The organism is Glutamicibacter soli, from assembly GCF_003309065.1.
GTDB classification, from domain to species: Bacteria; Actinomycetota; Actinomycetes; order Actinomycetales; family Micrococcaceae; genus Glutamicibacter; species Glutamicibacter soli.
Genome location: NZ_POAF01000003.1, coordinates 229,376 through 242,371 on the forward strand (window position 1 = coordinate 229,376; position 12,996 = coordinate 242,371).

Genomic DNA, 12,996 nt, shown 5'->3' on the forward strand with positions numbered 1-12,996 from the left:
TCCCAGCGTAGCCCCGGAAGTGCGGAAAGGTGATTTAGTTTTCATCTACGACCCAGCTTTATGTGCGAAGGTTTTATCATGAGTTTCCTGATTCGAGTCATCGTAAATGCGCTGGCACTAGCAGTTGCCGTCTGGATTGTGCCCGGAATCCATATCGACGCCGTTGGCGATGACACCTTGGGCCTCGTGGTGTCATACCTGGTGGTCGGCCTGATCTTCGGTTTGGTCAACGCGCTGGTCCGCCCGATCGTCAGCCTGCTGTCGCTTCCCATCACCTGCCTGACCTTGGGGTTGTTCACCATCGTCGTGAATGCGCTGATGCTTGCGCTGACCGGCTGGCTCACCCGGTTCATCCCGGCGGAGCTGATCATCGACCACTTCTGGTGGGACGCGATCGCGGGCACCATCATCATCTCCATCGTCTCCGCGGTGCTCGGATTGTTCGTCAGCAGCGACCGCCGGTAGCACCCGTCCGTCGTCCCGCCATTTAGTGCGGCGGGGCGATCTCGTGGTCCAGCGGCTTGCGCTGTTTCCCACTGCCGCGCGGCTCCTGGCCGCGCGGTTTTTGTTTTGGAAGGGATTTCCGTTCCAGCTTGAATCGGCGGAACGTCAACGGACCGGGAGGCAGCATGAATGCTTCCAATTGCTTGCGCACGTCTGGAGCTGCATTTCGTTGAAGTTCACGCAGGTGGTCTTCGTAGTTCGGCAGGGAATGCGGAGGCCCGAAAACGCCACCCTGGGGCAGGGCGTCCTCGACGTCCTTGCGCGGCCCGTCAAAGGTCACCGTCATTTGTCTGGGCGAGGTTCGGTTCTGCCGTCCATCGGTTCCGGGAACCATGTCCTTGGAATCTTCCACCGACAAGGTTCTCACTTCTGATGGCACCGGAATGCCGCCAATCGGCGAGCCCAAGGTCAGCGCACGGGTCATGGTGAATTTCTTGCGCATCAACTTGTTCTTCAACAGGTTGGCAACATGGATGCCGCCCTGGGAGTAGCCGGTGAGAATCACCTCGTCACCGGGTCCCGCCCCCGAGTATTCCAAAGCCCGGGCAATCGGTTCGGCAAAGTTTTCCGAATCGCGGCCGAATCCGTCGACGATGCCCATCGAGTCGAAGGGATTGGCTCCCCCGAAACCGTCCTGGGTTCCCGGCAGCACCAGAACAAAGGTCTTCGAATCAAGCTGCGCGATGACGAATTTGCCCTGTTCCTCGGCCCCGCCGTCGTATAGCAAACGGTGCAAGGTGGCGTAGTCGTCCAGATTTCCATTGGCCTGCAGTTGCTCGGGCGGCTGCTCCCCTGTCAGTTCCAGCCGGCCGTCGGGGTCCATGGTGCCGATCGCTTCGCCCAGCTGCTTGGTGGTTTCGGTGACCAGTGCATCCATGCCGGCTTCGGGCCGCAAGATATTCCACGGGTTGGCGAGCATCAACAATTGCAGCATGGTTTCCATCTGCTGCGTCGGTGGCCTGTTGCCGTTGCCCGATGTCTCTTGGAGAAATCTCGTCACGACATGCAGCCAATTCGCCGCGAGCAGCATTTTCTCCGTCACTTGCTCTGCTGACTCGTAATTCTCGATGGCCGCACGCACCCGTTCATCCAGGCGCCGCCCGGCGATAACTGCCTCGGTCGCATGCAGGTAGCCGTTGCGCAGGTGCTCCGCGAGCAGCGCAAGATTGTAGCCACGGGCCGCCACTCCCGCGATGCTGCATTGGAGGTTGACGTCGTCCTGGCACTGCGCAGCCTGCTGCGCGGCGCGCAGCAGGCTCAATTCCATCTGCTGCAGCCGGGTATAGACATCGACGCAGATGGCTCGGGAATCCGCGTAATCCACGGCGTTGTAATTGACGTCATATCCCATGCTCAGGACGCCATCCGCTGCTCGTTGATCTGGGCTTCCAACGCATGGATTTCGTTCGTGGCCACTGCCAGATAGGCCTCGGCATCCACCAGCACCCCGGCCAGCACCTGGAGCCGTCCGCTCAGCTCCCCCACCTGCGCAGCGAAAGCCCTGCCCGCTTCAGATCTCCAAGTCAGCCCGCTGATCTGGGACAACTGGCCAATAGCGAACCGGGTGGTGTCCTTGGCATCGGAAAGCTGGAATGCCACCGAATCCAGCGTTGCCTGAAACATCATCGCGCTACTCCCGCCTCGTGGGCCGTCCTCTGCACGGCAGGCCCGTGAGCCTTCAGGATGCCCGTATCCGCCGTCCCGGGCAGGCGCTGGCCCGCGGAATGTGGATTAGGCCCGAGCGTAAAAAGTATGCCGCGGTGCCAAGGGATGAAAGAATAAGAGCATGGTTGAGATTGCGCGCACTTCCCTTGCTAATGAACCCCTGGCGTTGACCGCCCTCGACGGACGCTACCGCGCGGCCGTCGCCCCGCTGGTGGACTACCTGTCCGAGGCGGCTTTGAACCGCGATCGCATTCACGTTGAAGTTGAATGGCTGATCCACCTGACCGACAACTCCGTGCTTCCGGGCACCTCGCCGCTCACCGCTGAGCAGAAGGCTGCGCTGCGAAAGATCGTCACCGACTTCAACGCCGATTCCGTGCAGGAACTGGCCGAGATCGAGGCAGTGACCGTCCACGACGTGAAGGCCGTCGAGTACTACATCGCCAATCGCCTTGAAGGCATCGGCATTGCCCAGCTCAAGCCGCTGGTCCACTTCGGCTGCACCTCTGAAGACATCAACAACCTGTCCTACGCGCTGGGCGTGCAGGGTGGCGTGCAGCAGGTCTGGCTGCCGGCAGCCCGCGACCTGGTCGCGCAGCTGACCAAGATGGCCGAGGAGTCCCGCGACGTGCCGATGCTCTCGCGCACCCACGGCCAGCCAGCCACCCCGACCACCCTGGGCAAGGAACTGGCCGTGCTTGCATGGCGCCTGACCCGCCAGCTGGACCGCGTCGAGAAGACCGAGTACCTGGGCAAGATCAACGGCGCCACCGGCACCTACGCCGCCCACTACGCTTCGGTTCCAAACGCCGACTGGCAGCAGATCTCCCAGGGCTTCGTCGAGCACCTGGGACTGACCTGGAACCCGCTGACCACCCAGATCGAGTCGCACGACTGGCAAGCAGAGGTGTACGCGGACATCGCCCGCTTCAACCGCATCCTGCACAACCTGTGCACCGACGTGTGGAGCTACATCTCCATCGGCTACTTCGCGCAGATCCCGGTGGCCGGTGCCACCGGCTCCTCGACCATGCCGCACAAGGTCAACCCGATCCGCTTCGAGAACGCCGAAGCGAACCTGGAAATCTCCAACGGCCTGCTGGACACCCTGGGCGCAACCCTGGTCACCAGCCGCTGGCAGCGCGACCTGACCGATTCCTCCTCGCAGCGCAACATCGGTTCGGCTATCGGCCACTCGGTGCTGGCCATCTCCAACGTCGCCAAGGGCCTTGACCGCCTGGACGTTGCCGAGGCAGTGCTGGCCGACGACTTGGACCACAACTGGGAGGTCCTCGCCGAGGCCATCCAGATGGTCATGCGTGCCGAGGCCATCGCCGGTGTCGAGGGCATGGACAACCCGTACGAGCGCCTGAAGGACCTGACCCGCGGCCATCGCGTGGACGCGACCCGCCTGAAGGAATTCGTCGGAGAGCTGGGCCTGTCGGCCGAAGCCGAGCAGCGCCTGCAGTCGCTGACCCCTGGCACCTACAACGGCATTGCTTCCCAGCTGGTGGATCACCTGAAGAAGTAGTCGTTTTACCTTTCCGGCTTGGTCCCGTCACCCTATGGTGACGGGACCAGCTTCGTTAATGGACGCGGTGGAACAGCGGCACCGTTAACGGACAATTACGCAATGCTTGGACTCCAATGAATCAACTGGATCATTCCTTGGCGATGGGAGTGCCCTGGTGATATCTCAGTACGGGCCCCTCCAGCTCCCATAACGAGGAATGCCTGCTGGCCGTCGCGTGCTTCTGAATCCGATAGGTCACCAGCACCAGTCCGGGACCTACGGGGTTGAAAAGCCATTCAGAAGTCTGCGGCAAAATGCCCGCAGGCTCCGACTGCAGCGCGGCCACGAGGTCCTTGCGCACCCACCGACGACCTGACCTGCCGATCTCGGCGAAGTCGGGTGCGAGGTAGGACTCTGTCAGCTGGCTGTCATGTCGCACCTCAGAGGAAAGCAGCGCCAACTCGGCCTCATACACATCCCGATATTTTGAGATATCCGATTCCCACATGCATCAAGCCTACGGTCCGGATCCTTCAACTTCCCCTGTGGAACGTTCAGTCCGCTCTCGTTTCCAACAGGTTACCGGCCCCTCTCGCCACGGCCTTGGAGAAGTGACCCCGAATTGCCACCGAGGCAACAACAAACGCATGCCGCTGAAACCTCGCTCTGGAATGCTCAACAGCATCCACAAGTGAAAGGCATCGAGTCGCATGAGCACGCAATCCCGCCAACTACGTCCCGCCGTTGACCAGCTGGAAATCACCCGGGGTCGTTGGGTCCACAACTGGGACGCGGAGAATCCTGACTTCTGGCAGTCCGTGGGCCGGCGCACGGCCGGGATAAACCTGCGCTGGTCGATCTTCGCGGAATTCCTCGGCTTCGCTGTCTGGCAATTGTGCGCGATCCTCGCCGTGTACCTGCCGGCCGCCGGATTCGATTACAGCACGAGCCAGCTATTCTGGCTGATCTCCATGCCCAGCCTGGTAGGTGCCACCCTGCGCATCCCGTACACGTTTATGGTCGCCCGCTTCGGCGGGCGGAACTGGACCATCATCTCCGCGCTGCTGCTCCTGATCCCGGTCACCGGACTGGCGCTGGCCACGGCGAACCCCGAGACGCCTTTCTGGATCATGCTGACCCTGGCCGGGCTTTCGGGTTTCGGCGGCGGCAACTTCGCCTCCTCGATGGCCAACATCACCTACTTCTATCCCGCGGCCCAGAAAGGCTGGGCGCTCGGGCTTAACGCGGCCGGAGGCAACCTGGGTGCGGCCATCGCCCAGCTGCTGGTACCGATCGCAATCACGATCTTCGCTGCGGGAACACTGCAGCTTCCCATGGCCGGCCTGATCTGGATCCCGCTGATCCTGGCCGCAGCGGCCGGCGCGGCCAAGTACATGCACAATCTCTCCAACGCCCGCAGCGACGTGCGCGGTGCGCTGGCCTGCCTGCGCGAGAAGCACCTGTGGATCATCGCCGGGCTCTACATCGGCACCTTCGGCTCGTTCATCGGTTTCTGCGCGGTATTCCCCAAACTGCTGGCCGATACCTTCACCGAGTACTCCTCGCTTCAATTGGGCACCGCAGTCGTTTCCCTGGCCTTCCTCGGACCGCTGGTCGGGTCGCTGGCACGACCCTACGGAGGACAGCTGGCCGACCGCTTCGGCGGGGCCCGCATCACCCTGGCAGCCTTCGCGGTAATGGCCGCGCTGACTCTCGCGCTGATGCTGAGCCTGGGACAGGTGGACTTCCCGGTCTTCCTGGGATTGTTCCTCGCCCTGTTCACCGCGGCAGGCCTCGGCAACGGCTCCACCTACCGCATGATCCCGGCAGTCTTCGCCCTCTCGGGACGTCGCAGCGGCCGTACCCGAGCCGAGCAGGCGCGCAGCGCCGCCGCGGCCCTGGGCCTGGTTTCGGCCATCGGCGCCTACGGCGGATTCCTGATTCCGCAGGTGCTGGGCTTGTCCCTGTCGAAGCTGGGTTCCTACGTGCCAGCCTTCGGAGTGTTTGTGGGACTCTACGTGCTGCTGCTGGCGGCGACCTGGTTCTGCTACGTACGCCGCGGTTCGGGTTTCGCGGGGAAGGCCTGAGATGGCGGTCGCGACGCACTGCCCCTACTGCGCGCTGCAGTGCGGGATCACCCTTGATGCAGGCACCACGCCGGTGGGCTTGAGCGGACGGAACTTCGAAACCAACGGCGGGGCGCTGTGCCGCAAGGGATACAGCGCCGCGCAGCTGCTGGACCACCCCGAACGACTGCATTCCCCGCTGGAACGCGGGGCCGACGGCGTGCTGCGCCCGGTGAGCTGGGAGCGGGCGCTGGAACTGGTGGTGCACCAGGTGCGCACTGTGCAGAAGGCCCACGGGAAGGACGCGGTGGCGGTATTCGGCTCCGGCTCGCTGACCAATGAAAAGGCCTACCAGCTGGGCAAGTTCGCGCGGCTGGCACTGGGCACCTCGCGCATCGACTACAACGGGCGATTCTGCATGTCCTCGGCCGCGGCAGCCGGCAACAAGGCTTTCGGACTGGACCGCGGGCTGCCCTTTCCGCTGGCGGACCTGGACCGGGCAGGCACCATCCTGCTGCTCGGATCCAATGTCGCTGACACCATGCCGCCCTTCGTCAGGCATCTGGAATCCGCGCGGGAGAACGGCGGGCTGATTGTCTCCGACCCGCGCTGCTCGGCCACGGCGGAATTGGCGGACATCCATGTGCAGCCGGCGCCCGGCACGGACCTGCAGCTGCTGCTCGGCCTGGCCCACGTGCTGCTGGCCGAGGACCTGGCCGATACCGGCTACCTGGCAGCCCGCGTTTCCGGGCTGGACCCGCTGCGTACTTCGCTAGCGGCCTGGTGGCCCGAACGGGTGCAGTCGCTCACCGGAGTCCCGGCCAGCGTGATCCGGCAGACCGCGCGCGCTCTGGCTTCCGCGGCCCAAGCAGCCCATGCCGGCGGCAAACCCGTGTACATCCTCACCGGGCGCGGGGTGGAACAGCATGCCAACGGCACCGCCACGGTGTCCGCTGCGATCAATCTGGCCCTGCTGCTGGGATTGCCAGGAACCCTGGCCGGGGGTTTTGGCACCATCACCGGACAGGGCAACGGGCAGGGCGGGCGCGAACATGGGCAGAAGGCCGACCAGCTGCCCGGCTACCGCAAGATCACCGACCCGGCGGCACGCAGGCATGTGGCGGGCGTCTGGGGCGTGGATCCTGACATCATCCCCGGGCCGGGCATCCCGGCGGCGCAGCTGCTGGCAACCCTGGGAGAACCTGGCGGGGCCCGGATGCTGCTGATGCATGGCTCCAACCCGGTCATCTCCTCCCCCAATGCCAACCGCACCGCCGCGGCGCTGCGCCGGCTGGACTACCTGGTCGTGTCCGACTTCTTCCTCTCGGAGACCGCCGCGCAGGCGGACCTGGTGCTGCCGGTGCTGCAGTGGGCCGAGGAAGAAGGCACCATGACGAACCTGGAGGGCAGGGTGCTGCGCCGCCGCGCCGCCTTGGCCGCCCCGGCCGGGGCGCGCAGCGAGCTGTGGCTGCTGGCCGAACTGGCCGACCGGCTGCAGGCCCCGGCCTCCTTCAGCGCGGACCCGCGGGAGGTCTTCGCGGAACTGGGCCGGGCCTCGGCCGGAGGCATCGCCGACTACTCTGGGGTGGACTACAACAGCCTCGATGCGGGTGCGGCGGTCTATTGGCCCTGTCCCGCCGGCACACCGATCAGCCAGCTGCCCGGCGAACGCTCGGGCACCCCGCGGCTGTTCCTTCAGCGCTTCGCCCACCCCGACGGCAAGGCGCGGCTGGAACCGGTCTACCCGCAACCGGCTGCCGGCGTTCACGCCGGCAGGAAGCCCGGGAGCATTTCGCTGGTCACCGGGCGGCTGCTGGAACACTACCAATCCGGGGCGCAGACCCGCCGGGTGGCCGAGCTGCACCGGGCCGCGCCGGCCGCCCTAGCGGTGATCCATCCGGACACCGCGCTGGCCCGCGGCATCAGCGACGGGCAGGACGTGCTGCTGGAAAACACGCACGGACGCGTCGAGGCGAGGGCCCGCCTGGATGCGGGAATCCGGCTGGACACCGTGTTCCTGCCCTTCCACTTCCCCGAAACCCAGAACGCCAACCTGCTCACCGGCGACGCGGTGGACCCGGACAGTTCAATGCCCGAGTTCAAGCACGCGTCGGTGCTGCTGTCCCGATCGGAGCGAGATGAGTGAACGACTGGTAGTCATCGGCTTCGGGCCCGTGGCCTCAAGCCTGGTCGAGGGCCTGCTGCCCGCGGTCAGGTCGAAGGAACTTGATCTGACGGTGCTGGGCGCGGAAGAGCGCGCCGCCTACAACCGCGTGCTGCTGGCCGAAGTCGCCATCGGGGCTGCCAAGCCCGAGCACCTGGGCATGGCCGACGAACCCCGGCTGCGCGCGGCGGGTGTGGACTTGCGGCTGGGCACGGCCGCCACCGGGGTGGACCGGGCCCGGCGCGTGGTGCACACCGCCGACGGCCCGGTCCCCTACGACCGGCTGGTCTTCGCCACCGGCGCCCGCCCGGTGATCCCCTCGCTGGCCGGGCTGAATTTCGACCCGCATGCGGACACCGAGCTGCCTTCCGGCGTGCTGGTATTGCGCACCCTAGATGATGCGCTGCAGCTGCAATCGGTGCTTCGAGAAGATGGAAGGGTGCTGGTGCTCGGCGGTGGCATCCTGGGTTTGGAGGCGGCGCTGGCCATGGCATCCGCCGGGTACCGGCCGGTGCTGGTGCACCACGGCCCGGCGCCGCTGGGACGCGTGGTGGATGCCGACGGCGGCACCCTGCTCATCCGGCAGCTGGAAGCAGCCGGGGTTCAGGTGTTCTCCGGGGTGCGCGCCACCGGCGTGCAAAAGCAGAACGGACGCTTCCATGCGCTGGCCACCGAAACCCACGGGCTGCTGCATGCCGATGCCCTGCTGGTGTCCACCGGGGTGCGTCCCCGCACCGAACTGGCCGAAGGCTGCGGCTTGGCCGTCGGGAGCGGGATCGCGGTTAACGAGCAGCTGATGGCGGATTCCAGCGGGCGCCTCTTCGCCGTGGGCGACTGCGCCGAGGTGGCCGGGCGTCGTCCCGCGGGATTGCTTGCCCCGGGCTGGGCGCAGGCCGGTTGGCTGGCGGACTACCTGCTCAGCCATCCGGCGCCGCACCCTTCCGCTCCCGCCCCGGACCTGGGGTGCATGCAAGGTCCCCAGGCCCAGGGCGGCGAGATCCTGATGCTCAAGGGGCAGGGGCTGGAACTCACTGCTGCCGGCACGGTGCAGGCCGGATTCTTCGACGACCCCGCACAGCAGGTCACCGTGTATGCGGATCCAGCCTCCGGACGCTATCTGAAGATCGTGGCGCGCCACGGCGTACCCACCGGTTTCCTGACCCTGGGCCTGCCGCGCACCGGGGCCGAGCTGGCCTTGGGTTTTGAGCGCGGCAGCGCGCTGCCGGTTGACCCTTCACTGTTGTTGCGGCTGGATGCGCCATTCGAGGATGCGCAGGCACCCGCCGGGGCCGACGACCAGTTGTGCCGCTGCTCGGGCGCCACCTACGGCCAGGTGGCCCAGGCGGTCCAGGCTGGTTGTTCCACCGTCCAAGAGGTGGGCGCGAACTGCCGTGCCGGCACCGGCTGCGGCGGCTGCAAGGAGCGTATCGAGGAAATGCTCAGGCTCCCGGCCCAGATCTAGCCCGGCGGCGGGAGCCTGCCGGTTCCCGCCGAAGCCCGGCCCGGTCATTGAACCAGCACATTAAGCCAGCACACGCCGCCAGGTTTTCCTAGCGGCGTGTGCTGTGTTGCGTCGATCTGCGTATTGACTTGAAGCTGGACTTGTTGGAGCGTGACTGGTCATCTGGGGCTGCTGGCCAGTGGATCCGTGTTCACCTCGTACCAGCCGAACCATGCGCTGTGTTCAAGGTCAGCCACGTCCTCGCCCTTGATGTCAGCGTGCCTGCTCATTTCGAAGCCTCGATCCATAGCCGACCGTCGAGTTCCTGCACCCCGAACACCTGCAGCGCGGTGCCCTGCGCGCTCAGGCAATCTCCGGTGTCCAAGCGGTAGATCTCCTTGTGCAGCGGGCAGGCGATGGTGGCCACGCGGTGGCCGTCCACGGTGGCATCCCCCAGGATGCCGCGGGCCATGACCTTGGCCCCGGTGGAAGGGCAGCGGTGGGAGCTGGCGTAGAAGCCGGAGTGCTCCGTGCGGTATACGGCGATCTGCTTACCTTCCAGCCAGGCGGCTTCGCCCCAGCCCGTTTCCAGGTCGTCTGCGAAGCAGAGTTCGGACAGTGCGGCCGGTGCGTCAATCAGTTGCGTGGTCATCGGTGGGTCCTTTCGCTGGTGTTCCGATGCTTCGAGCCTAAAAGCGCAATGTTTCAGCCGCCGTCCCACCCCGTTGCCGGTCGGTAAAGCCCGATTCACAGCCCCGCGGCGGAACTGTGCTACGAACATGTTTCAAATCCCTCACCGCCGTAGGGCGCGGCTGCTGGAGAAAATTGCGCCCGGTGAAACACCGGGGTAACTGCGGGGCAAAATCCGTTTCCTAGGCTGGTGCCAGACGCTCCACACCCCGTGGGTCCGCCAGCGAAAGGGCATCATGAATACCTCCAGCGAACAGCGACACATCCTCGTGATCGGCGGCGGTCCGGCCGCGCACCGCTTTGCCGAAGCCATGGCCACCCGCCGGCCGGCAGGCACCCGACTGACAGTGCTCACCGAAGAGGCCCACCTGCCCTACGACAGGGTGGCCCTGTCCAAGGCGCTGACGGATCCCGGCGTGGACCTGACCCTGGGCGAGGCGGAACTATGGGAGCAGGAGCACCTCACCCTTGAAACCGGGGCCCGCGCGGTGGCCTTGGACAGCGCCGCCCGCGTGGTGCGCACCGAGGACGGGCGCGAATTCGGCTACGACGAGCTGGTGCTGGCCACCGGCTCCAACGCCGCAACCCTGCCGATCCCCGGCGCCGAACTGACCTATGTCTACCGCACTCTGGAGGACGTGCGGGGCATCGCCAAGCAGGTGCGCACCCTGGCCGCCACGCTGGGACGCACCCCGGTGGTTGCCACCATCGGCGGGGGCCTGCTGGGGCTGGAAGCCGCAGCCGGGGTGCAGGCCCTGGGCGCGCAAGCGCTGATCATCGACGGCGGGCACTGGCTCATGGGAACCCAGCTGGACCAGGGCGCCGGACAGGCGCTGGGGCGCCTGATCGCCCAGAAGGACCTCACGGTGCACGGCGGGGTGTACCCGGAAAAGATCCTCTCCGAGAACGGGCAGGTGACCGGCGTGCACATGGCAGACGGCAAGGTCATCGCGGCTGACATGGTGATCGTGTCCATCGGCGTGCGCCCGCGCGACGAACTGGCCCGCACCCACAACGAAACCCAGACCGACGGCGGCGCGCACTTCAGCCTCGGCCCACGCGGCGGCATCGTCATCGACGGAAGCTGCGCCACCGAGGTGGAGCATGTCTGGGCCATCGGCGAGGTCGCCAATTTCGGCGGTCTGTGCGTCGGGCTGGTCGCCCCGGCCAACACGATGGCGGAGGTCGCCGCTGACCGGCTGACCGGCGGCGAGGGGGAATTCAGCGGATTCGACACCGCCACCAAGCTCAAGCTCTCCGGGGTGGACGTCGCCTCCTTCGGCGACGCCTTCGCCCGCACCGAGGGCTCGCTGGAGGTGGTCTACGCGGATGCCGCCCGCGGGCTTTACCAGAAACTGGTGGTCTCCGAGGATGCCTCCACCCTGCTCGGCGGCATCTTCGTGGGCGACGCGAGCCCCTACCAGTCGCTGCGGCCGCTGCTGGGCAGGGAGCTTCCGGCAGAGCCCGGCGCCTATCTCAGCGCCGCCGGCGGGCCGGCACCGGATACCGAGCTGCCCGATGACGCGGTGGTGTGCTCCTGCAACAACGTGGACGCCGGGTCGATCCGCGGCGCGGTGGGCGGGGCCTGCGCCGGCTGCGGCCCGGCCTCCACGGTGTCCGGGCTGAAGTCCTGCACCATGGCTGGCACCCAGTGCGGTTCCTGCGTGCCGATGCTCAAGAAGCTGCTGGAAACGGAAATGGCGAAGAACGGCATGGAAGTCTCCACGGCCCTGTGCGAGCACTTCAGCCTCTCCCGCCCGCAGCTCTTCGAGGCCGTGCGCGTGGCCGGGCTGGGCACCTACCCGCAGATCATGGCACGCTTCGGCACCGGCACCGGCTGCGACATCTGCAAGCCGACCATCGCCTCCATCCTGGCCAGCCAGACCAACGTGCACCCGATGGACGCCGGGCTGGCCGGGGCGCAGGACACCAACGACCGCGTCATGGCCAACATGCAAAAGGACGGCACCTACTCGGTGGTTCCGCGCATCCCCGGCGGCGAAATCACCCCTGAAAAGCTGGGCGTCATTGCCCGGGTGGCGCAGAAATACGGGCTGTACACCAAGCTGACCGGCGGGCTGCGCATCGACATGTTCGGCGCCCGGCTGGAGCAGCTGCCTCAGATCTGGCGCGAGCTGGTCGACGCCGGGTTCGAATCCGGCCAGGCCTACGGCAAGTCCCTGCGCAACGTGAAAACCTGCGTCGGCTCCACCTGGTGCCGCTACGGCATGCTGGACTCGGTGGGCATGGGCATCGACATCGAGCTGCGCTACCGCGGGCTGCGCGCCCCGCACAAGTTCAAGATGGGTGTCTCCGGCTGCGCCCGCGAATGCGCGGAGGCCCGTGCCAAGGACGTCGGAGTCATCGCCACCGCGGAAGGGTGGAACCTGTACGTGGGCGGCAACGGCGGAGCCAACCCGGCCCACGCCCAGCTGCTGGCCGGCGGGGTGGATGACCGCACGCTGCTGCGGTACATCGACCGATTCCTGATGTACTACATCCGCAGCGCCGAACGCCTGCAGCGCACCGCCCACTGGATCCAGGAACTGCCCGGCGGCATGGACACCGTGCACAGCGTGGTGGTCGAGGACTCGCTCGGGCTGGGAGCGGAGCTCGAGCAGGCTATGGAACGCCATGTCTCCAGCTACCAGGACGAATGGGCGGCCACGCTGGCCGATCCCCAGAAGCTCAAGCGCTTCCGTTCCTTCGTGAACGCACCCCAGATCTCCGACACCGAGCTGGAATACGCCAGCGAACGCGGCCAGCGCCACCCGGTGGACCTGGGCGCGAGCATCCCCGTGCGCCCGGCAGCCAACTGAGAAACGAATGAATCGACAAGTTATTGCCGGTGAAACAATTGCGAAATTTCCAGGCAAAAAGACCTGGATAGCATGTGAATCAAGCCGAAACAGCGAGCACCCTGGAGCGTATCCCCATGTCACAGAATCATCCA

The 12,996-nt window shown here is 66.1% G+C and carries 10 protein-coding genes; 6 read left to right on the plus strand and 4 right to left on the minus strand.

Going from position 1 to position 12,996, the window contains the following annotated elements; all coding sequences use genetic code 11:
- Positions 1-78 precede the first annotated feature (78 nt).
- Complete coding sequence (locus C1H84_RS07675; protein WP_053798837.1) at positions 79-465, plus strand: phage holin family protein; 387 nt, start codon at positions 79-81, stop codon at positions 463-465.
- Positions 466-487: 22 nt separating this feature from the next.
- Here the strand turns inward: C1H84_RS07675 and C1H84_RS07680 are convergent, their stop codons facing one another.
- Both C1H84_RS07680 and C1H84_RS07685 read right to left on the minus strand, forming a co-directional pair.
- Positions 488-1,765, minus strand: coding sequence for a hypothetical protein (locus tag C1H84_RS07680; protein ID WP_146955956.1), 1,278 nt, complete (start codon positions 1,763-1,765; stop codon positions 488-490).
- Positions 1,766-1,857: 92 nt separating this feature from the next.
- Positions 1,858-2,130, minus strand: coding sequence for a hypothetical protein (locus C1H84_RS07685; RefSeq protein ID WP_047120159.1), 273 nt, complete (start codon positions 2,128-2,130; stop codon positions 1,858-1,860).
- Between the two features lie 160 nt (positions 2,131-2,290).
- Between C1H84_RS07685 and purB the strand changes: the two genes are divergently transcribed.
- Positions 2,291-3,700: an adenylosuccinate lyase gene (gene purB / locus C1H84_RS07690; protein WP_047120160.1), complete on the plus strand. Its 1,410-nt coding sequence runs from the start codon at positions 2,291-2,293 to the stop codon at positions 3,698-3,700.
- A gap of 130 nt (positions 3,701-3,830) precedes the next feature.
- Here the strand turns inward: purB and C1H84_RS07695 are convergent, their stop codons facing one another.
- Entirely contained in the window at positions 3,831-4,190 is a 360-nt protein-coding gene (locus C1H84_RS07695) for a nuclear transport factor 2 family protein (RefSeq protein WP_052772495.1), read from the minus strand.
- 202 nt (positions 4,191-4,392) lie between these two features.
- On the opposite strand from C1H84_RS07695, the gene C1H84_RS07700 reads away from it, so the two are divergent.
- From C1H84_RS07700 to C1H84_RS07710, 3 genes are read left to right on the plus strand one after another with little or no spacing between them, the layout of a single operon-like run.
- Positions 4,393-5,769: an MFS transporter gene (locus C1H84_RS07700; RefSeq protein WP_113607031.1), complete on the plus strand. Its 1,377-nt coding sequence runs from the start codon at positions 4,393-4,395 to the stop codon at positions 5,767-5,769.
- 1 nt (position 5,770) lies between these two features.
- On the plus strand, positions 5,771-7,894 hold the full coding sequence (locus C1H84_RS07705; RefSeq protein WP_113607032.1) for a molybdopterin oxidoreductase family protein: 2,124 nt from the start codon (positions 5,771-5,773) through the stop codon (positions 7,892-7,894).
- Positions 7,887-9,374, plus strand: a complete 1,488-nt coding sequence (locus C1H84_RS07710; protein WP_113607033.1) for an FAD-dependent oxidoreductase — start codon at positions 7,887-7,889, stop codon at positions 9,372-9,374. The genes C1H84_RS07705 and C1H84_RS07710 overlap by 8 nt, the downstream gene beginning before the upstream one ends.
- A 265-nt stretch (positions 9,375-9,639) precedes the next feature.
- On the opposite strand, the gene nirD is transcribed toward C1H84_RS07710, so the two are convergent.
- Positions 9,640-10,005 (minus strand): nitrite reductase small subunit NirD, encoded by a 366-nt coding sequence (nirD, locus tag C1H84_RS07715; protein WP_113607034.1) that lies wholly within the window; start codon positions 10,003-10,005, stop codon positions 9,640-9,642.
- A 274-nt stretch (positions 10,006-10,279) separates the two neighbouring features.
- On the opposite strand from nirD, the gene nirB reads away from it, so the two are divergent.
- Positions 10,280-12,862 carry a nitrite reductase large subunit NirB gene (gene nirB, locus C1H84_RS07720; protein ID WP_113607035.1) on the plus strand — a complete coding sequence of 861 codons (2,583 nt, stop codon included), beginning with the start codon at positions 10,280-10,282 and terminating at the stop codon, positions 12,860-12,862.
- The last annotated feature ends 134 nt before the right edge of the window (positions 12,863-12,996 follow it).